Source organism: Streptosporangium sp. DT93 (genome assembly GCF_049844535.1).
Classification (GTDB): domain Bacteria; phylum Actinomycetota; class Actinomycetes; order Streptosporangiales; family Streptosporangiaceae; genus Streptosporangium.
This window is the reverse complement of the sequence record NZ_JBNCLF010000001.1, coordinates 1,034,970-1,061,662: the sequence shown is the minus strand read 5'-3', so window position 1 is coordinate 1,061,662 and position 26,693 is coordinate 1,034,970. Positions and strand designations below refer to the sequence as shown.

Below are 26,693 nucleotides of genomic sequence, written 5' to 3'. Positions count from 1 at the left end.
GTGGAACCTATCTCCGATGCATGGTTCTTGCCAATGCGACTGGTCACGGAACGGTAACGAACATCTGTGCTTGCAGCACGGAGTGACGCTTCTACCAGGACAAAGGGCCTCCAGCGATCGCTGGTTGTGATTCCAGTCACAACTGGGGGTTCACCTAGCACGAACTCACCGAAGGGTCGGACCCGCAATCTCTGTGGCGCCAGATGAACTTCGCGCCATCGCGAAATTCATCACGTTTTCGCAGGTCAAGAAGCGATCATCCCGTGTCGGCCGTACCGCTGGGCGCCATCAAAGAGACCAATCACTGGGGTGATAACTCGGTGAGCGGCCTGTGGATCACCGCTTAGATTGATCTTACGGACAACGCCGCTTCGACACCGAGCTTGCACGAGGCGCTGGCCACGATCGCCACCGTGTCATGCTCAGCTACACCAACGGCCCCAACCTTCGGGTGCGCTCCTCATGCATCGTGCACACGGTCGATGACGACTTAGCTGGGCGGGCACCGCATGCCAGCCCGGCTTGCATGGTCGGGGTCAGCAGCTGGGATCCGGCCGCAGTTTCCTACGCGCTCGCCGACAGGGTCCCGGGCCTCTGGTATCGGCAGGGCGTCATCACCAGTGTGCGGGTGGCCGCGTCCAGGTGGGCCACCGTCTGCGAGCCCAGGCAGTAGCGGCATCCCAGGACGGCGGCGGCCGCAGAGTCGAACCAGATGCGGTGCTCCCACGCCGGGGGCTGCTCAGCTGGCGGTGGGGGAGGTTCGGCGGGCTCCTGCTCGGCACCGACCCAGCCCCGGCCATCACAGAACCGGCACGCGATGCGCAGCCGGCCCAGCCGCTGGCCGCCCTCCCCTTCGCACTCGGGGCAGGTGATCGGGTCGCTCATTGCTGCCCCGTCCCGGCGCACGAGGTACACGCCGCCCAGATGCTCTGCTTCTTGGTGCTGCCGTTGCGGTCGATCCATTCGCCGCTCGCGCCCAAGCAGGTGCCGCAGATCGGCGGGTCCTGTTGCTCCTCGGCCCTACCTCGACGCTACGCCGCCCCGGAAACCGCGTCAGGTCCTTCCCGGCCCCCTTGCCCGCTTTCCTCTCGGCCCTGAAGCGGAGGGAACTGTTCCACCTTCCCGCCTTTACGACGTTGATTCATTTCCGCGTTTCGGGCCGCGTGGTCGTCGGGGTGGCCCGTAAGGCGGTCGGTGATTGCGGCGGTCAAGGCCACGGGGCGAGCGCAGCGAGGACCCGTGGACTTGAGGGCCGCGGAGCCGACCGCCATACTCCGGGCCGCGATGACCAAACCCCGCCCCTGAGAGTGCCAGCCGAGCCTCGTCCGACTCAGCGCAGCGCTCTAACCACCGCGCGGGTGGTTGGCCGAGTTCGTGCTGTCGCTGCCGGAGGAGCGGCATGCGGACATCGGTCGGCGAGTGCGGAACCTGATCGGCCCGTAGGGCAGACAACGCGAGAGCCACCCCCCTGCCCCGGAGGGGGTGGCTCTCGTGTTGTCTGGAGGATCACGGTCTGGGCACTCCCCTCCCTCACAGCCGGGCCGGGCGCGACGATCGAAGGGTGGCGGAATGGGCGAAGTTGATCGAGGCCATTGCGGGCCTGGTGGGTGCGATCGCGTGGCCGGTGGCGATCGTGCTCGCGGTGTGGTTGATCATGCAGCGGCACAAGGCGGCGTTCGGCCGGCTGATCGACCGGGTGACGGCGGTGTCGTATCCGGGCGGTCAGATCGATCTGGCGGAGATTGAGGCGGCGAAGCTGGCCGAGGAGGAGGCCGATCAGGAGGCGCAAGTTGCTGAGCTGGTCGAGCAGGCGGCTGGGGAGGAGGAAGGACAAGAGCAGAGACGCGAGGTGCTGGAGGCTCTCGCGGCGCAGGCTGAGGAATTGGGAAGGGTGCGCTCGGAGCTCGGTCTCCTCAGAAGTCAGCAAGACACCTGGTTGCCGACGAAGCAGCCACCGCCGAGTGGATTTCCAAAGGTACCGGATTACGTCGCGTTGTTGAGCCGGGTTCCCGAAGAAGTCGCCCGTCTTGACGTGAACCGCGCTGAGGCGCGGGCTGAGCGCCGCCGACAGGAAACGGTCCGAGCGAAAAAGCGCCAAGACGAGGCAGATCTAGTGGCTGCGGAGACGGCGAAGCGCGCACGCTCGGTGAGGCAGAGTTCCGAGGGCTGAGCTCCCCGGCGAATCCATCCCACCAGCGGCTTTATGCGGTTTCAGGGCGATAAGGACAACCTTGGCGACACCGAGGGGAAGTCTGCGGTTCACCACGGTGTGGCACTACTGCAGAAGCTGCGGCCGCTTTCGGCTTCCTTCTCAGGGGATTCCGAAAACTCCAAGATTTCCACCGTCGCGGGTCACAGTCCCAACCCTGGGCGGGGGCTCTTAGTGCTGGGTGGGCGGTAGGGGCGTGTGCGGTTGCTGGCCCGGGCGGTGGCCTGGCGCTGTTGCGCTTCGGTGCGTTCGCGAGCCTGTTCGTTTCGGGTGCGGACCCGCTGGGCTGCGGCCGGATCTTGGCGGGCGAGGTCTTGGCCGCGTCGCACCTCCTGGTTGAGCTGGCCGCGATGGTCGCGCTCGGCGACCAGATCAGCCAGCAGGCGGGTGGCGCGCTCGTACTGGCTAGCCGGGGAGTCGGCGATAGTGCGGAAACTGAGCCAGGCAGCCGCGACGCGCTTCCGGTCGGCCAGGCCCGGCATCACCTGCTCCACGCGCTCAGCGATCGTCGTCTCCAGCACCCTGGCGAAGGACCTCGAGTCGCCCAAGAGGCGGCGCCGCGCCTGCAGGTCGGCCACGCTCGCACACGAAGGAGAGGCTCGGCGGGCGGCGTGCAGCGCGGCCTGCTCGGCGCGCGCGGCGGCCTCAGCCCGGCGAGCAGCCCTGGTCATCGCCTGAGAGACCTCCTGCAGCTTCTCCTGCAGCCGGGTGCGCTGGCTGCTGGGCAACAAGGCGCGCAACCCGCTGTTCTTCTCGGCCAGCGCCGCCCGCAGCTGGGCAACGCGCTGCTGAGCGCGCTGGTAGGTGCCCTGGGCGTTTTGTCGCCGATCGCCAGCGGTGCGGCCCTGGTCCAGGGCACGGGCTAGGCACTCGCGCTCGTCGGTGAGCTCGGTCTTCACCTGGGCGCGGATGGCGGCGACCTGGTCGGCCTCCTCGCGCTCGTGGCGCCGTTGCTGGGCGACCTGCTCGGCCAGGGTCGTCGCTTGGGCGGCGGTCGCCTCGATGCGGGCGCGCAGGGCCGCGTCGCTGAGCAGACCGTGCGGGCGATCGGGGCGGGTGACCTCGGTCAGCGCCACGCGGGCGGCCACCACCCGGGCCGCCTCGGCTTCGATGGCCGCCAGTTCGCGGGCCCGCACCGCGGCGATCGGCTCAGGCTCGGGGGTGAGGAGCTGGTCGGCGCGATCGCCCTGCAAGGTGGCGGCGTAGGCGTCCAAGGCGCGGTGCAGCTCCTCGGCCCGGTTGCGCGGCTCGCCGTGGCGAGCGCGATCGGCATCGGACTCCAGGACGGTGCGCGGCAGGTACAGGCGCGCCGACAGCCGGTCGCGGCTCATCGCCGCGTACAAGGTGTGCGGGTCCAATCCCATGCCGTAGATGAGGGTGTGGTGGCTGGTCAGGCCTTGGGCGGCCGCGACGGTCATCGCGGTGCCGTGCGAGAGGCCTCCGGCGGCGATGTAGGCGGGCCTCACCCGCTCGACGACCAGGGCCGGGCCGTCGGCGCCGAGCCGTCGCCACTGCACGTCCACCGACCGGTCGCGGTGGATCGCCACCACCACGCCGCGGTAGCCGTTGAGGACGTCCGCGCGCCGCCCCTTGCTCTTACGGGAGCGGTAGTCGTTGGCCCGCACCCGCACATGGTCGCCAACCGCCAACTCCACCATGCGCCCACCGGGAAGCCGGTACCGGACATCTGGCCCCGATAGCTCCCCGGCCTGGCGGCGGATCGCACGGGCGGCGGCGTTGAGGCGTTCGGCTTCGGCGTTCGTGCCGGTCAGCACCAGGACCGCGGCGAGCTCGTCGTGCACGTCGTCGCGGTAGCCGGTACGCACCGTGGCCCAGTCGGCCAGCAGCGCACCCAGGGTGTCGGTGGCGTCGCGTCCGGCATGCACATGCCCGCCGCGACTCCACGTTCGCAGCGCCTCGGTGCGGTCGCCGTCGCGCCATTGGGCCAGCGCCTGACGCTCGATCGGGTCGCGCTGGCGCCGGTTCTCGCCGAGCACCAGGCCGTCGACTTGGCGGTGGATCGCAGCGAAGGTGCCGCCGACGCCGATCGCGCGCAGCTGCAGCGGGTCGCCGATCGCCACGACCTTCGTGCCGGTGCGGTGCGCCTCGCCCAGGACCACCGCCAGGTCGCGGTCGTCGACCATCGCGGCCTCGTCGAGAACCAGGACGTCGACGCCGTCCAGGCCGCGGCCGCCGGGGCCCTCAGGGTCGGTGATGCGCTGCATCCAGGTGGCGAGGGTGTACGCGCCGATGCCCGATTCGGCGGTCAGGTTCGCGGCCGCCACCGCGGCGGTCGCGGCGCCGGCCACCACCAGGCCGCGACTTTCCCACCCCGCCCGGGCAGCGGCCATCAGCATGGTCTTACCCGCGCCCGGAACGCCGATGAGCGCATCAACGCCATGGCCGTCGCCGAGCAGGCGGTCCAAGGCGGCGCGCTGGGAGAGGGAGAAGGTGAGGTTGTGGGCGACCTCGAAGGCCTCGCGCGACAACTCGATCGCCGCGGTGTCCAGGACGGCGGCGCCTTCGGTGTAGCGCTGACGGGTGATGCCCAGCACCTGCTGCTCAGCTTCGAGGATGTCGGTGGAGGTGTAGCGGGCGGAGTTCACTAGGTGCCGCGCCCCCGCGTCGGCCAGGCGCACGGCGGGGTCGTGGGTCAGCACCGCGTCGGTCAGCGCCTGCAGGTCGGCCAGATCGGCGACGCCATCAGGGCAAGCGTCGGCGACGGCGGCCAGGACATCGGCGTGGCTGACGGTCTTGGTGTGCGCGGTCAGGCCACCCTCGGGGCGCCAGATCCACTCCGCGATCTGTTGCGCGCTGGGCCGGGGCGGGAGGCCTTCCCCGGGGTGGATGCAGCGGGCCAGCGTGCTGGTGGCGTCGATGCCGTCGGCGGCGCACTGGGCGTGCCAGTCAGCGCGCCGGTCCCCGTCCGGCAGCCGGTGCTTAGCCTGGCGGCTGGTGGCGCTGGCCACCTTGCGCGCGTGCGGGTGCGCCTCGTCGTAGGTGAGGCCGTGTTCGGCCAGCAGTTCCTTGATCTGGCCGTCGCGTTTGGAAAAACGGGTGCGCATCTCCTCGTCGACGCCGACGATTTCCCACGCGCCGGTGTGCGCGTCGCGCTCCCAGCGCACCCCGAGGTCGGTGGTCAGGCGGCGTCGCAAGCGGGCCTTGAGGAAGGCGTCAGCGGCGTGGGCGTGGCGGTGCAGGTCCTTGCCACCGGCCGCGATGGCCGACCATTTGCCGTCGACTCCGCGCACCATGTTGGCGATCTGGACGTGGGCGTGCAGGTGCGGATCAGGCATGGCGTCGCCGACGGGGCGGGCGGTTTGGTGCCACATCACCCACCCCAGCAATCCGCCGGTGGGCGCGCGGTCGGCGAGCTGGCCGTCGCCCTGGTGGCCGCGCTGGCCGTAAGCGACCCATCCCTGCACCGCGTCGACGGTCTCGATGACCGAGGCGGTGAACTCCTCGTCGACGACAGCGGAGACCGTCGGGCTGCCCAGGCCGTGCAGCACGCTGATGCTCTTAGTGAGGTCCAGGGTGAGGTCGTAGCCGCGGTTGCCGACGCGCACCCGCGCTGCGCGCCAGCGTCGCGCCTCGGCAAGTTGGTCGGCGTCGTAGACGGCCGCCAGGTCCAGCCCGGCGGCCTTGGCGAGTCGGCGCGCGTCGTCGTAGGGGATCACGTAGGCCTCGCCCTTGCGCCGCACGCCCCGCGCCAGCCGTACCGCACGCTTGGCCATCTCCTTGTTGCCGGCCACCAGCGCGGCGACGTCGGCGACGCCGCGCTCGGTCGCGGCCTTCTCCAGCGCGTCGGCCAGCGGGCCGCCGGGCAGCATCGCGCGCGGGTCGACGGCTTGTTTGGCCTTCATCAGGACCTGGCGGGTGTGCGGGTGGCGGCCGTCCATGAGGGCGCGGGCCGCCTCGTGCTGGTCGGCGGTGAGCGGGGTGCCGGGGGTGAGACCGACCTCGCGCAATCCGTCGCCGATCCACATCAAGGGACGATCCCCGGCCAGCCGGTAGGAGATCTGCCCCTCCTCCTGGCCGCGCACGAGGTGGTGGCTCTGGCAGCCGGCGCCCTCCTGCAGGCGGTAGTCGACCTGTGCCTGGTCGGGGCCGAGCGTGCTCACCCACGCCACCAAAATCACCCCCTTCACGTCCGCCCAGCTCGGCGCCGGTTTCTGCGGCCGCAGGCCGTTCGTATCGCCAGATACCTTGGGTCCAAGATCCTTTCTGTGATCTTTTTATTTTGTGATGATGAGTCTGACAAATGGTTCATATGGTGTCTATGGGTTGTGCTGCTGTGATGCTGTCCGATCGATCGTTGAGTGCTGTTTTTGTGCTCTTGATCGTTGGTCGTTGTCATGGCTCTTGTCATGTTCGGCGTCGGAAGGGCCGCCTCCGCCGTGCCGCTCGCTGGCTCTGCAGCCCTCGGCGGTGAGGCCGCTCTGGCAGGGTGGGCTGTCGTGAGTACCGACGAGCAGCATCTGATTCCGGCCTCGCGTCGCCACGGCGGCCTGGTGGCCACCCCGGGGTGGCCACCAGGAGGGTGAGCGGTCGTTCTTCTGCCGGATCTGCCAGCGAGCCGAGCGTGGGGTATGGGTGCCAGCGGGCTGGTATCTCCTTGAGCGCGCGCCCGGCGGCAAGGGCCGCCACATCCGCCTCGGCCTGTACTGCAGCGTCGCTTGTCTGGTGCGCGCGGGGGAGATGTTGAAGGCCGGGGCGGCCGAGCACGCCGCCCGGATGGACCTGCCCACCGAAGAAGACCGGCGCCGCGAACGCACCCGCGTCGTCGACATCGCCAAGAGCCTGAACGTAGAGACCTTCACCCTGAAGACGTGGCTGAAGGAAGCGGGCATCCAGATCAGCCCGGCCTCGGCCGCACCGGTGGCGGCGGGGACGTAGGGGGCATTGGTCGGGGTGAAGGCAGGGGGGCGTCATCCGGTGAGCGTGTTGAACGAACTGACCCAGCAGGGCCGCATCGAGGCGGTCATCTGGACGGTGGAATCGACCGGCCCGTCGCACGCGCCGGCCTTCACCGCGGCCGCCACCACCCGCCTGCTCGCCACGAACACGCCGGTGCGCGGCCAGGGGAGCGGGGCCAATAAGGCGGCCGCTCGGGCGGCGGCTGCGGCCGCGTTGCTGGAGCAGCTTGATCCAGCCTGAGTGACTTGCGCTTCAAGGAACAGCGCTGCTGTCCGCACTCTGGTGCACCTCACGGCCTGTGCGATGTCCGGCACGCTTCTGGCCGCGATGGTTCTTGATCGGGCGCGTCTTTGGCATACGAAATTCCAAGTCGCGTGTGCCGTGCTGGAACGCCATCGGCAGGCGGAGAAAACTCAGCGGCTGATTTCTGTAGGCGGTGGGTTACCGGAGAACGTCGTGTTGAAAATTCCCCGCTGGGCGATGGAGGCGGCCGATCCCTTCCTGGAGGCAGGCTGGCGAATCAGCGATGTGCTGTATGCGCTGGACCACTATCCGGACGGCAGCCCATGGCAGTACACGCCGTTTGTCCACGGAACCCATGACTGGGCCAAGCAGCGTCTGAACGCCTGGCGGGATGGGCACGGCTATCCGCTCGCTCCGCGACATGTGGTGCTTGAGGAACAAGCAGAGCGCCTTCGTGCCGAACAGCATCAACAACGTCAGAAATGGGCGGCAGAGCTCGCGCAGGCCAGTGCGACGCCCCTGCAGGCGGCCCAGTGGGCGCGGTTCTTGCTGAGCAACGCTTCTCCCAGGGCCGCGCGGGTGATCCGCGCTCGGGAGCTAGCCGCGAAAAGTAGTCCTGCTGAGAATTACCGCACGGACAAGGAGCGGTGGGATAAGGCCGACAAGGCGGCACAAGCAGCGGTAGAGAGCGCAGCAAAGTGGCCAGCCGAGCCGTGGTGCCCACCCGACCCCGACGATGAACAAGATCCGCGCATAATATCGCTGACTCGAGCTCGGGACCGAGCACACCGGGAACGACGCTGGCGAACCTGAGGGGCTCTTGTCAGCCATATCAGCACGGCGCGGTTCAAGGGCGCTTCACCCCACGCGCGCGCGCTTACCCTTAGGTCACGAGCTGGCGGCGCAGCTGCTCGCGTTCAACATCAGTGAGGCCGGTCAGCCATTCCCAGCGGGTGACCCGGCGCACCTTCCCCCCCGGGCTGAATTGTGGGCCAGCACAATGCGCGAAGCCCGCCCCATCTCTTGTTCGGCCACGACGTGGGGGTTGGTCGCCTCCCACGCCACGTCGCTCCAGGAGGCGTTCTCGGCGATGTCGGCAGCCGCGCGGTAGGCCGGGGCGCCGTGCTCACGGGGTCGGTCTCCCATCGGCTCCCAGCACGAGGCGCAGCGCACGAAAGCCATCGACCGTCGCCGGGTCGGTGTCGGCCACGGCCGCCTGGACGCCCGCGGCAGGGTCGGCGGTGTTGACGAGCGCGATGACGACCGGGCCGGTGAAGACCACGTACCTGAACGAGCTGCGAAAGCCCGGGCACACCGCGCCGCGCGCTCCGGCCGGTCGGCGCTCGCCGAGCGCGATCTCCTCGGCCCGGCGCCGCTGCTCGGCTTCTTGGGCGGCCAGGTGGGCATTCCAGGCCTCGATCGCCGCGACGGGCAACTGCGGCTGCCACGAGCTGTCGAGCGAGGCGAGGCGTGCGCGGTGCTGGTAGTCCCTGCGTGCGAACTGCACGTCGTCCAGGACGATCCAGTAGTCGGCGGCGAACAGCTTGGCCAGCGTCACCAGTCGGGGGAAGAGGTTGGGCTGGTGGATGGCGCACACCTCGCCGTACGGCGGGTCAGGGCGTAAGGAGCCTGCTGTCGAATCCGGCGCGGAGAAGACCCTGGTAGGCGTCATGGACCTCTCCTGGGACGGGCTGCTCGATGGCGTAGCCGAGCTTGGGGTACTCGATCACGCGCTGGAGGTCGCCGACGAGCATGTCGATGACCAGCTTCGGATCACCGATCGAGCTGACGTAGTCGTCCAGCTCAAGCGGCTCGGAGGCGCACACCACCTGGACCTCGGGCCATACCTTTCGTGCCGTGGCGTAGGCCCGGCGCTCCATGTACGGCTTGGAGATCAAGAGCACCGAACCGGGCCGAATACCCGCATCGGCCAGCACCTGGCGGGACAGTGCGATGTTCTGGCCGGTGTTGGTGGCGTTCGGCTCCAGCAGAATCGCCTCCTCGGACATGCCGAGGTCGAGCGCGTGCTCGCGGTAGTGGACGGCCTCGCCTCGGGGGAAGCGCGCCGCCGTAGTGGTGCTGGTGGCACCGGAGAAGACGAGCAGCGGGAACCAACCGGCGCGGTGCAAGTCGACCGCCGCGCGTGCCACCCCCAGATCGTGGCTACCCAGACCGATGGCCACGTCACACCGGCTCAGGTCGTGGTGCATCTGATGGTAGTCCCAGATGGTGCAGGCGTGCTGCCACTGCTCGTCGGTGATGACCTGCTGCTTGACGCTCACTCGATTGCTCCCTGGTCGCCGTGGCAGAGGGAGGCGGATCTCCCCCTGGATGGTCCGCTGGATGCCCTCGATGCTGCGCAGTTGGTGCGCGAGCCCGTGCTGCGCGGCCTCGCGTGCGGCACGGTCGAGGATCACCACCCCATCATCCACAGTGACCCGATCCGAAAGCAGGACGTGCCCGTAAGCCGTCTCCAGCCGGACCCGCTGCATGGGCGCATCGGTGACTGCGGTAGCGCGGCCCTGCAGCGGAGAGGTCAAGACGGCCTCGGCCACGACGAGCAGGCTGAACAGCTCGTCGTTGTCGCCGACGAGCTGGTCGAGCTCGGCGGGAGTGATGTGGATCAGTTTGGTGACATCGTTCACGCGCTTAAGTCGAATCACGGGGGTTCCTGTAGGGGGCAGGTTGAAAGGTTCGGTGCACCAGAGCTGATCGGCAACGCCAGCGCGTGCGTACGGTGTGGGATCCGTACGCACGCGCTGGCGTTGCCGAGCTTCACTTGAGCGTCGCGACCACCAGGTTCAGACCGCCGGCCAGAGGCTTGTTGCGCCGTGGCACGAACCCGGCCTTGGTCAACAGCTCGGTGTACTGGCTGCTGGTGCGCTCCTGTCCGCCGGGGAAGAACTTCATCATGGTGACGTCCAGGAGGGCGTTGAGCGTCAACTTGTCGATGCACCACAGCGCGGTCGGGCGCTGCGACATGACCATGGCGGTACGGACCCGCGCCAAGAGCCGCAACGCGTCCTCATCACCCCAGTTGTGCAGGATGCTGCCCAGCAGGTACACCCCGCTCCCGGGCGCCGCGTCGAGGCAGGGGACGCCTTCAAAGGCATCGCCTGCCAACACCTGCCAGCGGTCGGCCATCCCGCGAGCGGCCATGGCCGCCTCGGCCTGTTCGGCGACCGACGGCAGCTCCTGCAGAACTCCGTTCAGGTGCGGGTGGGCCTCCAGGACGGTCGCGAGCATCATGCCGGTGCCGCCACCCACGTCCACGATGGTCCGCACCTTGGAGAAGTCCTGATCGGCCAGTGCTCTCGCGACCGGGTGGGAGCGGGAGGACATGAACTCGCCGAACATCTCCCTCTGCTTCGGGTGGCCTTCCAGGTACGCATACAGCGAGTGCTTGCCGCCGGGAAGGACGGGCCGGCCGGTGCGAACGACCTCACCCAGCTGGGGCACGGCGCTCCAGCTGACGGGAGTGGCGGCCCAGGTCACCGCCTGCCGCATAGAGCCCGGGACATCGCGTCGCAACGCGGCCCCCAGGTCGGTCAAGCTGACGCCCCCGGGGGTCAGGGTGACGACGCCCGCGGCGACCATCGGGAGCAGGATCCGCTCCAGCAGGTCCGGGATGGCGCCGCACCGCTCGGCGACCTCGTGCACCGGAAGGATTTTCTCGTCGGTCGCGTCCAGGGCGTCGGCGACGCCGAGCTCGCAGAAGGCGTGCAGCGCACCGAAGAGCGCGATGCCGTCGATGATGTCCTGGATGTTTTCCTGCTGCCGGGCGCTCACATGGTCGGTGCTGGGTGGTGGAGTGGTGCGAACGCGCTGGGGCAGGCTGGCCTGGCTCATGGGTGCGGTTACCCTTTCGGCGTTGAGGTTGGTGTCGGCGTCGTCAGCAACTGGTCCACGTTGAACGGTTTGGTCAGGTAGCCGATCTCGTGCATGGTGTCGGCGACGCGCTGCAGGCGGTTCTTGTCGCGCGTGACGGGCCAGGTGCCCAGGGCGATGACGGCGGCGGTCGCGGTGTCGATCTTGGTGTAGGTCGGCAGGATCTCCTCGACGGCGTTGCGGTCACCGGCGGCGTCATGCTGAGCCCGCACGATGGCGCGCTGGAACCTCGCGGCGAGGTCCGGGTTCCGGGCTGCCCACTCTGAGGAGACGATCCACCCGGCGATGGGGAAGATATCCAGAGGGCCGCCGGCCGCGGTCATGTCCCCGATCTGTGTGCCGCCGGAGTAGCCGATCTGCGTGCTGTAGGGCTCGGTGACCCATGCGGCATCGACCCTGCCCGCCAGGAGATGCGTCTTCATCTCAGGGAGCGGGAACTCCTTGAAGGTCACGTCGTTCGCGGTCAGGCCGACCTGCCGCAGGGCCACCGTGACCGTCAGCGTCCCGATGCTGCGCAGCGTCGCGACCCCGATGGTTTTGCCCTTCAGGTCCGCCATGCTCTTGATGGCGGAGTTCTTGGGGACCATGACGACGAACGTGCCGGGCGCGGCCTGGTAGTTGTCGGCGAGCACCGTGAGTTTCCGCCCGGCGTCAGCGGCTTGGATGACCGTGACGTAGTTGCCCTGGATGACGTCGAAGCTGCCACCGATGAGGCTTTCCAGGGCGGGACCAGCACCTTGGATGGGCGCGATGCTGACGTCGAGCCCTTCGGCGCGGAAGTAACCGCGATTTCTGGCGATGTGCGCGGTGGAGGCGTCCGGGACCGACAACGCACCGACCTTGATCTCGGTCAGCGGAGACTCTGCGTCGTCCTTGGAGGGATCCGTGGCGCCACAGGCCGATATGGCGACAGTAAGCAATAGAGCAATTACTGAAAGTGTCCGTTGGGGGGAACGCAAGGACCGCTCCGAATCGTAAAAGGAAATGTCAGATGAGTGGGCGGCGACTGCCGCTCAGCGAAGAGGGGGAAACTTGGCTCTCATGAGAGGGCTGAGCGAAGTCATGGGGTGAGATCGAGGGGAAACGATCGGACGCGTCAGAGCTCGTGCGATATGCGAGGTGGCGGCCTCGATCTCACTGGCGGGGGCGATGGGCGCTCCCCAGATCCACCACAGCCACGGCTTGCCCTGCCGGGGTCTCACGGTGATCCGTCCTCCGAAGGCGGCGTTGTCGCGCCTGACGACGACGAGAGACAGATGTGATCGCGTGGTGAGGGTCGCCTGGAATCTTCTACCCTCCACCGCCCGGCCGAGGGCACGCAGAATGATCTCGTCGCCGGGCTGGTCCGTCACATTGATCACCGCCGTTTTCGTCGTGAGGTCGATAGATAGCGTGTGAAGGTGGGCGGCGCTCGCCGTCGGCCGGGGATGCCCTCGCTGTGCATCATCGGTTTCGCAGCACGGCGATACCCCCGACGAAGTGCCCGCTCTGCGTCACCGGTGCGTTTGTCCGGCGAGGCCCGTGGGGCTTCAGTGGCACCACTCCCGGCTCCAGCGCCTCAAACCCGTCGAACAACCCGACGATCTCCTCCATCGGGCGCGGGTAGATCTGCGCGTCCGCAGCCACGTAGGCGGCGGTCGCCTTCTCCAGATCCTCTTTGCTCATGGCACCAGGGCAGGCGTGTGAGAGCACCAGGTGGCTACCCTCGGGCATCCACTCCCGCAGCGTGGTCAGGATCCGTTGCGGCTCGTCGTCGGGCATGAAGTGCAACAGCGCGCCGGCGATAACCGCGCCCGGCTTACCACCGGACCGCAGTGCCTCTATGTCCGGGTGCTGCAGCAACTTGGTGGTGTTTCGGACATCGGCCTCGACGATGCGCACCAGGTCGTTCGTCGCGAGCAGCGCCCGGCCGTGGGCTGCGACGTTCGGGTTGTTGTCCACATACACGAACCGGGCGTCAGGCACGATCCGCTGGACCACCCGATGCAGATCATCCTTGGCGGGACTGTTCGAAGGCAGGCCCGACCCCAGGTCGAGAAACCATCGCATCTCCATGCGGGCGAGGGTCTCAACGCTCTCGATGAGGAACTGTCGGTTGGCGCGGGCCAGCTCGGGCAGTTCAGGAATGATCTCGGTGAGCTGCTCGGCCGTAGCGCGGTCGCCCCCGAAATTGTCCTTGCCACCCCGCAGCGTGTCATACACGCCAGCGGATGTAGGAGGCGAACCGGGCAGCTCAACGTATGGTCTGAGGTCTTCACTCATCATGGAACTTTCCGGGCTAGTCATCGTGTTCTCCTTGCCTTTGCTTGCCCTCCCCTCCATGCAACTGTGCGGGCGGGCCACCAGACCGGACGCGAAGGGGGACCTTTCACCGGACTTTTCCGTCTCTCGGCGGACTTTCGCTGGAAAAGTCCTGCGCTACCGTGAGGAACGGTGACTACCCCGAGGCGGACATGACCGAGCAGTGGACGGCGTTCGATCGCGAGTGCAGACTGCGTGGCTGGGGACAAGCGGCCGCGTTCCTTGCGGAATACGCGAGGTCAGCGCAGTTGATGGGGGAGGAGGCTAATTTGACCGAGCGACAATTACGTCGTTGGCGCAAACCGAATCCGCCCCTTCCTCGTCCCCGAGCATGGCGGGTGCTGCACGCGATGTTCGGCATGAGTCCTGCTGAACTGGGATTTCCGTCGCCGCCTCCGAGTAGAACGGAATACATTGAGCGGACATCCGAAAACACGTTCGGCCTGGACCGTAGAATGTTCCTGGCCGATACCCTCGGCACTGCTGCGAGTATTAGCCTGTCCGGTTCCGGCTCTGTAGGCACCACCCATATCGCTGAGCTGCGCGAGGTTTTGCGTTCGCTCTATGCTCTCGACGATGCCTATGGCGGGGGTGATGTGCGATCTCTTGCCATACGACATCTGCAGCGGATTCGTCGTGTGATCAACACTGGAAGCTACCCCGCCAGTGTCGGCCGACAACTCCAGCTTCTAGCAGGAGAAACAGCGGAGCATTGTGGTTGGTTACATTATGACGCCGACCAGCAAGACGAGGCTCGCCGGTTCTGGGGCGAGGCATTGACCACCGCCACCATGCTGCGTGATCCAAGTCTTGAAGTTATGGTGTTCGCCAGCCTCAGCATGCAAGCCATTCACGAGGACCGGCCGCGGGACGGCTATGACTTAGCCCGCGCGGCCCGGTTGCGTGCTGAGGCTATGCAGTCGCCAATTTTGGTATCGATGATCGTCGCACGTGAAGCTCGCGCTCTGGCGAAAATGCGAGACAACAGCGGTGCGCGACGGGAACTCGCTTGTGCGATGCGCGTGATTGAACGTTCCGACCGAGAGCGGCCGGCACCGTCATGGGCAGCCTTCCATGGACAGGCCGAACTTGGTTACACGCAGGGCTTGATCTACGCAGAAACCGGGCACCATAACGCGGCTGTTCCGTTTCTGCGCGCTGCCCTGGCCCATCAAGAGCGCACCTACACCCGTAATGCTGCTCTTTATCGGATCACTCTGGCCCGCAGCCTGGTACTGGCTGGAGAGGCTGACGAGGCCGCTTCCGAAGCGGTTGCTTCTCTGCCTCATCTGGAAGAAGTCGAATCCGGGCGGGTGATCCGGCGGCTGAGGGAAGTCCGCAATCTTCTCGCGAAGACCGACAGTCGAACAACAGCCGGTTCGGTAGAGGTCTTATCGAATCACCTAACAGAGAGGGCGATATGACTGATCAAGTGACCATCCAGCGATGGGACGGCAGCGGGGCGGTGGCGCAGCTGGACGCGATCCTTTCAGCGTACGAAGAGGTATACGCCGAGCCTCCGTACCTGGAGGGCCCACGAGATGTCGCAGAGTTCATTGAGCGCTTCCAACGCCAGGTTGAACGCCCCGGTTTCCGGCTTGCGATCGCGTATGAGGATACGGAGGTCGTCGGCTTCACTTTCGGATACCTGTTGCCGCCGGACACCCAGTGGTGGCGAGGACTGCTTCAACCGGCACCGGAGGAGTTCACGCGGGAAAACGGGAATCGAACTTTCGTCATCATAGAACTGGCTGTCCGAAAATCGTGGCGGCGGCGCGGCATTGCCAAAAAGCTTCACACCGCTCTGATAGAAGGTCTGGAGGTCGAGCGGGTTACGTTGACGATGCGACCCGAGCCGGAAGCGAGACCGGCTCAATTGGCGTACGAGTCGTGGGGATACAAGAAGGTCGGGGAGTCGCGGCCTTGGGACGAGGCGCCACTGTATGACTCAATGGTCCTCAACATGAAGAGCCGCTGATCCATAGCAGGATGTCAGCGAATACATAGACGTCCACCGTCCGGAGCCGCAGAGTCGAATAGGGTCCGGTCGCGATATCTGCATGCCGCTTTCGCGGGTAGGGTTACCTTTAATCACTTCGACTTTCCGTAAACCCGAAAGCCTCATTCTGTAACCCTTGCAATAAATGTTCAGCAAACAGCCTGACGTTAAGCGTGCCCGCAGTCAGGCATCACATCATCGTCGATTGCTTCTTTTGGCTGCCCGGTATTTGAGAAGGTAGCCGAAAATAGCATCGCGCCAAACAGGCGCCGAAAATAAAACTCTTGACAACTTCAAGTGGAAGGCATGAAATACGGAGCACTTCCAATCAATCGTTAAATCGGAAGGAGCCTTTGATGAGCGCCAGCACGATGACGCTGGAGTCGCGGGTCGAGGAGACGGCCGACTCGGACCTCTTCGACCTGGACATCCGTGTCGTGGAGACCAGCGGTCAGATCAACAGCCTGATCTCGACCACAGACGGCGGGTGCGGGTCCACGTGCGGCAGCAGCTGCGTCAGCAGCACGTAACCAGCGAACGTGGGTGCTGGCTGTGCATATCGCCAGGCATCCGCTCTCGTACGGAACTTAGGGCGGGGCCATTCCAAGCTCCGCAATCGAGCGGAAAGGAGATTTCGGATGACCGCGACAGTACTGGAGTTGCAGGTTGAGGAGACGGCCGAGTCGGACCTCTTCGACCTGGACGTCCGCACACTGGAGGTAGCGGACTCGGCCGGTCTGATCAACATGACCGATGACGGTTGCACCAGCACCTGCGGTGCCTGCGTTACCAACGCCCCCTGATCGGGCGCACGCCTGATCTCAGGCCGGTGCCGTTGCATGGGCCCTCCCGCAGCGGCGCCGGCCATCCCTTGATCACCGCGACATCACGGAGGTATGCATGCCCTCCCACGTTCGTCCGGGGTTCCGATCTGCCGGCACGGCCCTCATCCGTGCCAGCGCCCACTCCTGGCCAGATCTGCCGCCGTGGCCTGACCTGACCGATCCCGCGCCCGAGCGCGTCGCTTCCTGGGCGCACTGGCTCCGGCAGGTGTGGGCGGTCGACGGCCTCGCCGAAGCCCTGGACCACGCCAGCCCCGTGCTCGCCGCGCAGGTGCGAACCCTTTGCGCGGCCGAGGAGCCCGCCGTCCGCGAGACGTGGCGCGCGGTGCTGTCCGTGGCCCGCTACCTGCAGCGCATGGTGGGGCGAGCGACGCCGTTCGGCTTGTTCGCCGGGGTGGCCCCGGCGTCCTTCGGGGCCACCGCGCAACTGAGCTGGGGTACCCGGCATCACGCCGTTGCCCGAGCGGGGGCGGAATGGCTGGCCGACGTCGTCGCACAACTGGAGGGATGCTCCAGCCTTATGGCCCGGCTGCCGGTGGTGGCCAACACCACGCTGATGGTGCGCGGAAACCGTCTGATCGTGCCCTACCAGCCGCGGGGAACAGGGGCGGTGGAGATCTCGCTGCGCCACACCGCCGCGGTGCGCGCCACGATCGACGCGGCTCGCGCACCAATCCGCATGGAGGACCTGGAAGCGAAGATTCAGGCAGAATTCCCAGCGGCCGCGTCGGCGAAGATCTCGGTGATGCTCATCGAGCTGGTCACTCGTGGCGCATTGATCACCAGCTTGCATGCGCCCAGCACCGAACCCGACGCCCTGGGCCACTTGGTGGAGCAACTGGAGGCAGCTGGGGCCGCGACGGTGGCACCGGTCGCCGGCCTGGCCGTCGAGTTGAAGGAGGTCCACGCGCTCCTTGAGCGTCACAACCAGGCGCCTGCGAGCGAGGGGCGCGTGGTTCGTACGGACGCGACCGCGCGGATGCGTCGCCTCGCCCGAACCGGAAGGCACCCGCTGGCGGTGGATCTGCGGCTGGACGCGCAGGCGGTCCTCCCCGAAGAGGTCGCCCGTGAAGCAGAGCGTGCCGCGCTGACCCTGGTACGTCTGAGCGCTTACCCCTACGGCACACCCGCTTGGAGGGCCTACCACCAGCGGTTCTACGAACGGTTCGGCATCGGGTCGATGGTGCCGCTGCTGGACGTCGTCAGCGACAGCGGTATCGGCTGGCCTGATGGATACCCGGGCACGGTGACACCCGCGCAGCGCTCGCCGATGTCGAGCCGCGACGAGGTGCTGCTGGCGCTGGCTCAAGACGCGGCACTCGACGGCCGCGCCGAGGTGGTCTTGGACGAACAGCTGATCGCGGCCCTGGAACTGGGTTCCCAACAGCTGCGGCCACCGTCGCACCTGGAGCTGGGCGTACGTATTCATGCCGCCGACCAGCAGGCTTTGCAGCGCGGTGACTTCCGCCTGGAGATCATGACTCTCTCACGAGCTGCGGGGGTCGTGACCGGCCGGTTCCTGAGCGTCCTTCACCCGCGGGACCGGAAAGAGTTGGCCGCTGAGCTGGCGGACCTGCCGGGCGGCGACCCCGACACCATGGCGGCGCAGCTATCCTTCCCGCCGCTGGACCCGGCAACCACACACGTGACCCGAGCTCCGCAGACCCTGCCGACCGTGATCAGCTTGGCTGAGCACCGCACCGCCGACGAGGGGACACTGACTGCCGAGGATCTGGCGGTGGGCTGCGACGGCCGCCGGATGTACCTGGCCGCGCCCGCGCTCGGACAGCGGCTGGAGGCCGCAGGGATGCACGCGCTGAACCTGCAGACCCACACACCGCCGCTCGCCCGCTTCCTGACCGAACTCACCCGCGCCCAGTGCGCCCAGGTGGCGATGTTCGATTGGGGGGCCGCCGCACGCCTGCCGTTTTTGCCGAGGTTACGCTTCGGCCGCACGATCTTGTCCACGGCGAGGTGGCGACTGAAGGCGGCCGAGCTGCCTGTGCGCTCGCAACCGTGGACGGTATGGGATGAGGCCCTGACCGCCTGGCAGGTGCGGCGTCGGGTGCCGAATCTGGTGCGCCTGACCGAGGGGGACCGGCTGCTGCCTCTGGACCTGGACGTGGCCGGGCACCGGGCGCTGCTGCGCGCGCACCTGAACACCTCGTCGCACGCCGTGCTGACCGAAGTCTCAGCCCCCGAAGACGCCGGTTGGTGCGAAGGACGGCCTCATGAGGTGATCGTGACGCTGACGTCCGTCGAACCGCCGCCGTGGCCGCGCTTGCCGACACCCACCCGGGCACGGATCGTCGGCCGCACCCAAGGTCAGATGCCTGCCACTTCCCGTGTGCTGCTGACCAGCCTGTATGGGAACATCCACCGCCAAGACGTCGTCCTCACCGAGCATCTGCCCATCCTGCTCGACCGGCTCGGCCAACCGGTCTGGTGGTACATCCGCTACCGCGACCCTGACCATCACCTGCGCCTGCGCATCGCCTTGTCCGACCCGACAGGATTCGGCCTGGCCGTGCGTACGGTGAGTACCTGGGCCGAGGAACTGCATCGGGCCGGTCTGTTACGCGAGGTGACCTACCCCACCTCCTACCCCGAGACCGGCCGCTGGGGATCCGGCCCGGCGATGGGCGCGGCCGAGGCGGTGTTCGGCGCCGACTCGCGCGCCCTGCTCATCCAACTTGGCCAGCCGGTCCGCCCCCACCACCAAGCGCTGGTGGCCGCCCATAATGTCGCGATAGCCGTGGCGTTCACCGGCAGCGTCGCCACGGGCATGCAGTGGCTGATCGACCACATTCCCGCCACCGCACCGGGCCGGGTCGCGCGGCCGGTGTTCACCGAGGCCGTCCAAATCGCCGACCCCCGCGACGACTGGGCGGCGCTGCGCGCGGCCCCGGGCGGCGTCGCGATCGTCGCCGCCTGGAAGCCGCGAGACGAGACCCTGGCCGACTACCGTACCCACCTGGCCGGCCCCGACACCGTGGGCATCGACGTCGACGACGTCCTCGGCTCCCTGATGCACATCCACTTCGTACGCGCCTGCGGCATCGACTTCGACGACGAGGCCGTGGGCATGTACCTCACCCGCGCCACGGCCCTGGCCTGGCGTGCTCGCACCTGCGGTGGCCGCTCGTGACCGATGACCACCCCGCCGCCGCGTTCGCCGAAGCGGTCGCTGACCAGTTGGCGCATCCCGATGCCGTTGCCGGGCCGTCGACCGCTCAACCGTGGTGGCGCCAGTCGCTGGCGCACGGGGCGCCGGGCATCGCCCTGCTGCACATCGAACGCGCCGCCGTAGGCCTCGCACCGTGGCGGCGCGCCCACGACTGGCTCACCTACGCCACCCGAGTTCCGCTCACCGCCGGAGCCGACAGCCACCTGTTTCATGGTGCTCCTGCTCTCGCTCACGTTCTCGCCTGCGCGGCCGCCGCCCGGCCCGGCTCCTACGAGAAGGCCCTGGAAGGTCTCGACAGGGTGATCACCGCTGATGTCCGACGCCGGGCTGGTTTCGCGCAGGCCCGCATCACCGCAGGGCGCCTGCCCGCATTGGCCGAGTTCGACGTGATCCGAGGCCTAGCCGGCGTCGGCTCCTACCTGCTGCGGCGTGACCCCGGCGGCGAAGTGGTCCGCGCCGTCCTGGAGTACATGGTGCGCCTGACCGAGCCCCTGAAGATCAATGGGGAGACACTGCCGGGCTGGTGGAGCGCCTCGGGGCCCTCCGGGCGCGACAGCGTCCGGTTCACCGGGGGACACGGCAACTGCGGGGTGGCCCACGGGATCGGCGGTCCGCTGGCCCTGCTGGCGCTCGCCGCCCGGCGCGACGTCACCGTGCCCGGCCACCGTGACGCCATCGGCCGGATCTGCGCGTGGCTGGATCGGTGGCGCACCGACACCGGCGCCGGCCCGCTGTGGCCGTACTGGGTCAACCGCTCTCAGCTACGCGCCGGACATCGCGACCTCGACGGCCCGCAACGTCCCGCATGGTGCTACGGCACGGTCGGCCTGGCACGCGCCCAGCAACTCGCCGCCCTGGCCACCGGAGATACCGACCGCCGACACATAGCGGAGGACGCCTTGATCCACGCTCTGACCGACCCTCTCCATCGCGCGGCGATCACCGACACCTCGCTGTGCCACGGCTACGCCGGGCTCGCCCACATCGCCACCATCTCGGCCTCTGACGCCACCCCGGACGCCGCGGCCCGGCTGCACGCCCTCGTCCCTGACCTGCTGGACGCCGTCCAGCCCGCCGCTGTCGATCCCGAACACACCGCCGCCGCTCTCCTGGGCGACGTTGGATGCGATCCGGCTTTTCTCGACGGCGCCGCCGGCGTCGCCCTGGCCGCCCTTGCCCCCAGCACCGCGACCCTGCCCCGAACCGGCTGGGATGCATGCCTGCTCATCGCCTGACCGCCCGCGACCGACCTACCTTGTGAGGACGCCCCACCTGATGCTCACTATCGACTGGCGCCAGTACAACATCGAGGTCCCCGACCGTGCCACGGCCGAACACGTCGCCATCTGGGATCTGCGCCCGACGCTGACCGCAGCCCAGGGCGCCGGTCTCCTGCACGGCTGGTGGTTCGTCCGCAAGCACCCCTGGCGGCTGCGCTACCTGCCCGATGATCCCATCTCCACCGTCGTCGCCGACCTGCTGGACAAACTGGCCGCCGACGGCCGGATCGTCAGCTGGGCGCTCGGGATCTACGAGCCTGAAACGACGGCGTTCGGCGGGACCGCGGCCATGAGCGTCGCCCACGAGCTGTTCCACCATGACAGCCACCACCTGCTCACCCGCGCCGCACGCCACGACGGTCCGGTCCTGGGGCAGCGTGAGACCACGGCCCTGCTGTGTAGTGCGATGCTGCGCGCCGCCGGTCTGGACCTCTACGAGCAAGGCGACGTCTGGGAAAAGGTCGCCGAGCTACGCCCCGCCGAGCCCGGGACCGTCGCCCCCGAGCGGGCTGCCAGGCTGGTCGCGGCGATGCGCCGCCTCATGACCGTCAACGTCCGCGATCTGTGCGATCCGGCGAACGCCGGTCCCCTCGTGGGCTACGACGGGTGGGTCACCGCCTTCGAAAAGGCCGGGCAAGCCCTGGCGGACCTGTCGCGCCATGGACGGCTGACGCGAGGTCTGCGCGCTGTCCTCGCCCACCACATCATCTTCCACGCCAACCGCGCCGGGCTCCCCGCAGCCGACCAATCCGCCCTTGCCGCGCTGGCGTTGGACACCGTGTTCACCACAGACCGGGACCTCGCGTCTCGACCTGCCACCACCTTCGAAACAACTAAGGTCGACCGAATGACTACTCTCAGCGATAACCCCGCGTTGTCCGCCGACCGGCTCCGCGCCGAGTTGACCGACCGGCTGCGCGAGCAACAGGTGCTTCGCACCCCCGCCGTCGAGGCGGCCTTCCGGCGAACTCCCCGGCACCTGTTCCTTCCCGGCGTACCGCTCGACCAGGCGTACGCCGACAACCCCGTTTACACCAAGACGACCGAGGACGGCACCCAGATCAGCGCCGCCTCACAGCCGTGGATCGTCGCCGGAATGCTCGAACAGCTCGCCCCGAGCCCCGGTGAGCGAATCATGGAAGCCGGGGCGGGCACCGGCTACAACGCGGCGATCATGGCCGCCATCGTCGGTGAGAGCGGCCACATCGTCACGATCGACATCGACGAAGATCTGGTGGACGGCGCCCGCGAGCACCTGGCCGCCGCAGGGGCCGACAACGTCGAGGTCATCCTCGGTGACGGCGCGCTTGGCCATCCTCAGCGCGCTCCCTATGACCGGATCATCGCCACCGTCGGCGCGTTCGAGACGCCGACCGCGTGGCTGGAGCAGCTCGCCCCCGGCGGGCGCCTGCTTGTGCCGCTTCGCCTGCGCGGAACCAACTCACGCACCATCGCCTTCGAGCGAGGCGAAGACCGCTGGCACAGCGTGGGCAGCAAACTGGCGGTCTTCATGCCGCTGCGCGGGATCGGCGACGACGCACGGCGCATCGTCACCCTCACCCCCGAGGAGGGCGTGACCCTGCAGGTCCACAAGGACCAGGCCGTCGACGGCCACGCCCTGGCTGGGGTACTGGACACCGAACGGCATGAGAGGTGGACCGAAGTGCTCTTCCCGCCGGGGGTGCTGCTGGAGTGGATGGAACTGTGGCTGTGCCTGCGTCTCGACAATGCCCTGATGCGGATGAACGTCGAGCCCGCGGCCAAGGACCGTGGCCAGGTCACCCCCATGTTCCCCTGGGGCTCCATGGCTACTACCCGAGGCGCTGACCTCGCCTACCTCGCTATCCGCCCCGCCACTCCCCCGCCGGCCGATGGCGGCAAACTGTACGAGATCGGCGTCATCGGCCATGGGCCCACTGGTCAGAACCTCGCGGACCTGGTGGCCGAGCAGGTCCGGATCTGGGGTACGGAGTACCGCACCCGTACCGTCCGTTTCGAAATGCCCGATAACCCCGAGGCCTCCGATCCCGTCTCGGGCCGGTTCGTCCTGGATCGGCCACACCGACCCATAACGGTCATTTGGGAGTAGCGGCATGGATCCGGCCGGGCCAGTAGCGCGCCGGTTTCCCCTCGTCGCGCGCTCACGCCCGGCCTGTACACCGCTCGATGCCCGCGTCGGCGAATTATGCGCCCTCGCCGACGCGGCCGAGCGCGACGGAGATCCATCGTCGGCCTCCGTCGTCTTCAACCAGGCTGCCCTGCTGGCCTCCGATCTCGGGCTTCCAGACCTCGCGCGGGCCTGGTGTCACCGTCACGCCGAGCTCTACCTGCATGCCTGTCCTCTGAGCGGGAAGGCCGCGCGCCGTGCGCTGGAACCCCTCGTCAACCTCGCTCGCCTGCGCATCCGCGACGGTGACGGCGACGGCGCTCTGCGGCTCCTCACCGACCTGTACGAGGCCGTCACCACCCGCGCCGACACCATCCTCGACGGTCTACCGGTGCGGGCGGGAACGCTCACCTCGACCACCGACGATCACCGAGAGGTTCGCCAGTGGTTGTGGGGCGTCTTGCTAGCCGAGGGAGCTCGCGCCCTGACCAGCGCGGGCCGCTGGCAGGACGCGCTCGCGCATCTCCAACAGCACAACGGTGTCGGCCGACGGATGCTCGACGGCCGCCAGGTCGCGGTCATCGCGAGCAGCACCGCGGGCGACGCTCAAGGCGCCTTGGCGCTGCTCGCGGACACCGTTCCTGGTGAGCCGTGGGAAAACACGGTGACGGCGTGCCTGACCGTGCTGTCCCGTCGTGCTGCCCACCAGCCGGTCGATGACAACCTGGCCGTGCTGGTGGACCACTACCAGCGGCTCGTTCCCGCGCCTGGCCTGACGGTGTTCAGCGTGCGGCTGGGCTTGTCCATTCTCGACGCCGCTGAGGGCGCAGAGCATCCCGGTGTGAGGGATGTCGCCGCCACGCTGATTCAGCGAGCGATAGCGTCCCGCGATGGATACGCGGCGCGTGAGGTGCTGGCCCATGAGGGGTGCGCCGCGCTACTCACCGGCGAGCAGACGCGCAAGCTCGCCGGAGTGGTGGAGATCTGCGCTATGGGACACCGGAGATTTCCGGTGCGGTCGAGGGCTGGTCTTTCCATCGCACTGAACACCAGCGAAGCAGTGCTTTCCCACTCATTGAGGTGATCTCAGTGACTTTTAAATGAGTCTGCAGGGCTCGAACTGGGTGAGAACGAGGGCGGCGCGGACGATATTGCCGATCTTGCTGGGGCTGGTGGTGATGTGCTGCAGGGTGCGCCAGCGTTGGGTGAGCAGGGCGAAGCCGCGTTCGCCCAGGCAGCGCAGCAGCATGTTGCAGGTGTTGACGTCGAGGACGTTGCCGTCGGTGGGGTGACGGACGAGGATGCGCACACCGATCCCGGCGCCGTCGTAGCCGGCATCGGCCAGGATGGGCATGCCGTCGAGGACGAACAGCGCTTGGATGTTGCCGCCGTGGTGGTGGGCCTTTCCTGAGCCGCGCGTTCCACCTCAACGAGAGTCTCAACGGGCTGGCGCACGTGGTCCTTGGCCAGCTTTTCGACGGACGGTTGCCGGGTGTTCCGAACGATCCACATGAGCAGTTCGTACGCTCCCGCGAAAGCCAGCGGTGCCAGAGCGCTGGCCAGGCGCGATCCGAGTCCGCCGGACCAACCGTGCGCCACGTCCACCGCCAGCGTCACCGCCCCACCCGCCTTGCATCTATAGAGTGGGATGTCCGAACGTAGAGAGGGACACGATGGCGCTGACGACTTCTCTGGCGGGGCGGGTTCGGAACACGAGCCTTCCCAAGAGTCACGCCCTCCTGCCCCTTCTGGAGGCTGTCGTCAACGCGCTCCAGGCGATCGATGCACGCTTCGATCAAGACGTTGAGCAGGGTCGCCTGCGAGTCACGATTGAGCGAAGTGGACAAGACGAGTTGGACTTCGGCCCTTCAGGCCCTGGTCGCGTAGCGTTGAAGCCAATCGCCGGGTTCACCATCGAGGACAACGGCGTGGGCTTTACCCCGGACAACATGAGCTCCTTTGAGACCTTGGATAGTGACTACAAAGCGAGTATCGGATGCCGCGGAGTAGGGCGCCTGCTCTGGCTCAAAGCATTCGACAGGGTCTCCGTGCGCAGCGGATACAAGGATCATTCTGGGAATCTTCGCGTTCGGAAGTTTAAATTCTCTGTAGCCCACGAAGTTGAGCATGTCGACGAGTCGGGGGACTTCACCGAAACTGGGGCGATTGTGCACCTGAGCGGTTTCAAAGAAGCCTTTCAGCGGAGCGCCCCAAAGAGCGTGGATGCTATTGCCCGCGAAGTGTTTGAGCATTGCATCTGGTACTTCCTTCGCCCGGGGGGCGCCCCAAATATATCCATCGTCGATGACGAGATTGTCTCACTCAACAAGCTAATGGAAGAATTCATCTTTTCCAAGCTGCCGAACACCTCCATAAATGTCAAGGGCAAGAAATTTGACATGGTCAATCTCTGTCTTAAATCCTCGACGCGAAATCAGACTCCGCGGCTGTATTGGTGTGCAGCAAGCCGAGTTGTTCTCGAAGAGAACCTTGCCGGCAAGATTCCAGGGCTCTACGGAAGACTGAAGGATGAAACAGGAGACGAGTTCACATATGTGTGCTACCTCTCCTCCGATTATCTCGATACGCATGTTCGCGCCGATCGAACCGATTTCGACATCAGCGAGCGGTTTACAGAAGCCACGCTGGAAGATGACATATCGCTAGAAGATATTCGATCGGGCGTTCTGGGCGAGGTGGAGAGATTTCTCTCCGACCCGCTGGCCAATGCGCGCAAGGAGGGCAAGGCCCGGGTCAATGAGTTTGTGAGCAGGCATGCTCCGAGGTATAGGCCAGTCCTTTCCCGATTGGAGTCCCTAGGCACAACCGTGGATCCATCTATTAAGGATGCAGATCTTGAAATTCTGCTTCATCGAAGCCTTCAGAAGCTAGAGGCTGATGCGATCACTCAAGGTCAAGCGGTATTCGCAGAGGCTGGCTCCACCCCTCTAGAGGATTATCAAGAGAGACTGGGCCAATATCTCAGCACTCTAAACGATATCAATCAGTCTGACCTCGCGGCCTATATTTCCCGCCGCCGGGTGGTTCTCGACATTTTGTCAAAGCTCATCCGATCCAGCCAACAGGGCACGTACAGTCGAGAAGATGCGATTCATGCTCTGTTGATCCCCATGCGTACAGACTCGAACGAAATTGGGACAGACGCATCGAACTTGTGGATTATTGACGAGCGACTCGCATTCCATGACTACCTTGCCTCGGACAAGACGCTTAAGAGCATGCCAATCACTGGCTCTGATTCAACCAGGGAGCCGGACATACTCTCAACAAGACTCATCGATACGCCAGTTCTTGCTGCGGAGGGTGAGACATTGCCGCTGGCTTCGATCGTCGTTATCGAGATCAAGAGGCCAATGCGTAACGATGCCTCCGAGGATAAGGACCCCATCCTTCAGTCCCTAGACTATGTGAAGCGTGTTCGTAGCGGCGGTGTGCTAACGGCTTCGGGGCGGCCAATCCCAGCGTCTCAGGAATCTCCCGCCTTCTGCTACATCGTGGCCGATCTCACGCCGACGCTAGTGAGCCGGTGCGAGTATGCAAATTTGCGCCGGACTCATGATGGCCTCGGCTACTTCGGCTTTAACGAGTCCGCGAAGGCATATATCGAGGTCATTTCATTCGATAGACTCGTAAATGCGGCCACAGAGCGAAATAGGGCCTTCTTTGATAAGCTGGGATTGCCGTCTAGCTGACACGCAT

Annotated in this window: 21 protein-coding genes; 13 read left to right on the top strand and 8 right to left on the bottom strand. The window is 66.8% G+C overall.

Going from position 1 to position 26,693, the window contains the following annotated elements:
• Positions 1–564: 564 nt before the first annotated feature.
• A complete protein-coding gene (locus ACLQ2R_RS05105; RefSeq protein WP_425958101.1) occupies positions 565–885 on the bottom strand; it encodes a hypothetical protein in 321 nt (106 codons plus the stop codon).
• A 676-nt stretch (positions 886–1,561) separates the two neighbouring features.
• Here ACLQ2R_RS05105 and ACLQ2R_RS05100 point away from each other — a divergent pair.
• Entirely contained in the window at positions 1,562–2,170 is a 609-nt protein-coding gene (locus tag ACLQ2R_RS05100) for a hypothetical protein (RefSeq protein ID WP_425958100.1), read from the top strand.
• Positions 2,171–2,352: 182 nt separating this feature from the next.
• Here the strand turns inward: ACLQ2R_RS05100 and mobF are convergent, their stop codons facing one another.
• Positions 2,353–6,330, bottom strand: a complete 3,978-nt coding sequence (gene mobF, locus ACLQ2R_RS05095) for a MobF family relaxase (protein WP_425958098.1) — start codon at positions 6,328–6,330, stop codon at positions 2,353–2,355.
• 472 nt (positions 6,331–6,802) lie between these two features.
• Between mobF and ACLQ2R_RS05090 the strand changes: the two genes are divergently transcribed.
• The 3 genes from ACLQ2R_RS05090 (at position 6,803) to ACLQ2R_RS05080 (ending at position 8,182) form a co-directional block, all read left to right on the top strand.
• Positions 6,803–7,105, top strand: coding sequence for a hypothetical protein (locus tag ACLQ2R_RS05090; protein ID WP_425958096.1), 303 nt, complete (start codon positions 6,803–6,805; stop codon positions 7,103–7,105).
• Positions 7,106–7,150: 45 nt separating this feature from the next.
• Entirely contained in the window at positions 7,151–7,366 is a 216-nt protein-coding gene (locus tag ACLQ2R_RS05085; RefSeq protein ID WP_425958095.1) for a putative dsRNA-binding protein, read from the top strand.
• A 63-nt stretch (positions 7,367–7,429) separates the two neighbouring features.
• Positions 7,430–8,182 carry a hypothetical protein gene (locus tag ACLQ2R_RS05080; RefSeq protein WP_425958093.1) on the top strand — a complete coding sequence of 251 codons (753 nt, stop codon included), beginning with the start codon at positions 7,430–7,432 and terminating at the stop codon, positions 8,180–8,182.
• Between the two features lie 313 nt (positions 8,183–8,495).
• Here the strand turns inward: ACLQ2R_RS05080 and ACLQ2R_RS05075 are convergent, their stop codons facing one another.
• From ACLQ2R_RS05075 to ACLQ2R_RS05055, 5 genes are all read right to left on the bottom strand, one after another.
• Positions 8,496–9,041, bottom strand: a complete 546-nt coding sequence (locus tag ACLQ2R_RS05075) for a WbqC family protein (RefSeq protein WP_425958091.1) — start codon at positions 9,039–9,041, stop codon at positions 8,496–8,498.
• Entirely contained in the window at positions 8,983–10,014 is a 1,032-nt protein-coding gene (locus tag ACLQ2R_RS05070; RefSeq protein WP_425958090.1) for a YdcF family protein, read from the bottom strand. Before ACLQ2R_RS05070 ends, ACLQ2R_RS05075 begins: the two co-directional genes overlap by 59 nt.
• A gap of 130 nt (positions 10,015–10,144) precedes the next feature.
• Positions 10,145–11,218: a methyltransferase gene (locus ACLQ2R_RS05065; protein WP_425958089.1), complete on the bottom strand. Its 1,074-nt coding sequence runs from the start codon at positions 11,216–11,218 to the stop codon at positions 10,145–10,147.
• Between the two features lie 8 nt (positions 11,219–11,226).
• Positions 11,227–12,177: an ABC transporter substrate-binding protein gene (locus ACLQ2R_RS05060; protein ID WP_425958088.1), complete on the bottom strand. Its 951-nt coding sequence runs from the start codon at positions 12,175–12,177 to the stop codon at positions 11,227–11,229.
• Positions 12,178–12,700: 523 nt separating this feature from the next.
• The gene (locus ACLQ2R_RS05055; RefSeq protein ID WP_425958173.1) at positions 12,701–13,519 is read right to left on the bottom strand and encodes an SAM-dependent methyltransferase; all 819 of its coding nucleotides are present in this window, start codon (positions 13,517–13,519) and stop codon (positions 12,701–12,703) included.
• Positions 13,520–13,710: 191 nt separating this feature from the next.
• On the opposite strand from ACLQ2R_RS05055, the gene ACLQ2R_RS05050 reads away from it, so the two are divergent.
• From ACLQ2R_RS05050 to ACLQ2R_RS05015, 8 genes are all read left to right on the top strand, one after another.
• Positions 13,711–14,982, top strand: a complete 1,272-nt coding sequence (locus tag ACLQ2R_RS05050; protein ID WP_425958086.1) for a hypothetical protein — start codon at positions 13,711–13,713, stop codon at positions 14,980–14,982.
• A gap of 8 nt (positions 14,983–14,990) precedes the next feature.
• Positions 14,991–15,536 (top strand): GNAT family N-acetyltransferase, encoded by a 546-nt coding sequence (locus tag ACLQ2R_RS05045; RefSeq protein ID WP_425958085.1) that lies wholly within the window; start codon positions 14,991–14,993, stop codon positions 15,534–15,536.
• 377 nt (positions 15,537–15,913) lie between these two features.
• The gene (locus ACLQ2R_RS05040) at positions 15,914–16,087 is read left to right on the top strand and encodes an FxLD family lanthipeptide (RefSeq protein ID WP_425958083.1); all 174 of its coding nucleotides are present in this window, start codon (positions 15,914–15,916) and stop codon (positions 16,085–16,087) included.
• Positions 16,088–16,195: 108 nt separating this feature from the next.
• The gene (locus ACLQ2R_RS05035; protein ID WP_425958082.1) at positions 16,196–16,360 is read left to right on the top strand and encodes an FxLD family lanthipeptide; all 165 of its coding nucleotides are present in this window, start codon (positions 16,196–16,198) and stop codon (positions 16,358–16,360) included.
• Between the two features lie 97 nt (positions 16,361–16,457).
• Positions 16,458–19,547, top strand: coding sequence for a lantibiotic dehydratase (locus ACLQ2R_RS05030; protein ID WP_425958081.1), 3,090 nt, complete (start codon positions 16,458–16,460; stop codon positions 19,545–19,547).
• On the top strand, positions 19,544–20,821 hold the full coding sequence (locus ACLQ2R_RS05025; protein WP_425958080.1) for a lanthionine synthetase C family protein: 1,278 nt from the start codon (positions 19,544–19,546) through the stop codon (positions 20,819–20,821). Before ACLQ2R_RS05030 ends, ACLQ2R_RS05025 begins: the two co-directional genes overlap by 4 nt.
• Before the next feature lie 40 nt (positions 20,822–20,861).
• Positions 20,862–22,955 carry a methyltransferase, FxLD system gene (gene fxlM, locus ACLQ2R_RS05020; RefSeq protein ID WP_425958079.1) on the top strand — a complete coding sequence of 698 codons (2,094 nt, stop codon included), beginning with the start codon at positions 20,862–20,864 and terminating at the stop codon, positions 22,953–22,955.
• Positions 22,956–22,959: 4 nt separating this feature from the next.
• Positions 22,960–24,057, top strand: coding sequence for a hypothetical protein (locus tag ACLQ2R_RS05015; protein ID WP_425958078.1), 1,098 nt, complete (start codon positions 22,960–22,962; stop codon positions 24,055–24,057).
• A 12-nt stretch (positions 24,058–24,069) separates the two neighbouring features.
• Here ACLQ2R_RS05015 and ACLQ2R_RS05010 read toward each other — a convergent pair whose 3' ends face one another.
• Positions 24,070–24,345: a transposase family protein gene (locus ACLQ2R_RS05010; RefSeq protein ID WP_425958172.1), complete on the bottom strand. Its 276-nt coding sequence runs from the start codon at positions 24,343–24,345 to the stop codon at positions 24,070–24,072.
• Positions 24,346–24,646: 301 nt separating this feature from the next.
• Here ACLQ2R_RS05010 and ACLQ2R_RS05005 point away from each other — a divergent pair, with 301 nt between their 5' ends.
• The gene (locus ACLQ2R_RS05005) at positions 24,647–26,686 is read left to right on the top strand and encodes a hypothetical protein (protein WP_425958077.1); all 2,040 of its coding nucleotides are present in this window, start codon (positions 24,647–24,649) and stop codon (positions 26,684–26,686) included.
• The last annotated feature ends 7 nt before the right edge of the window (positions 26,687–26,693 follow it).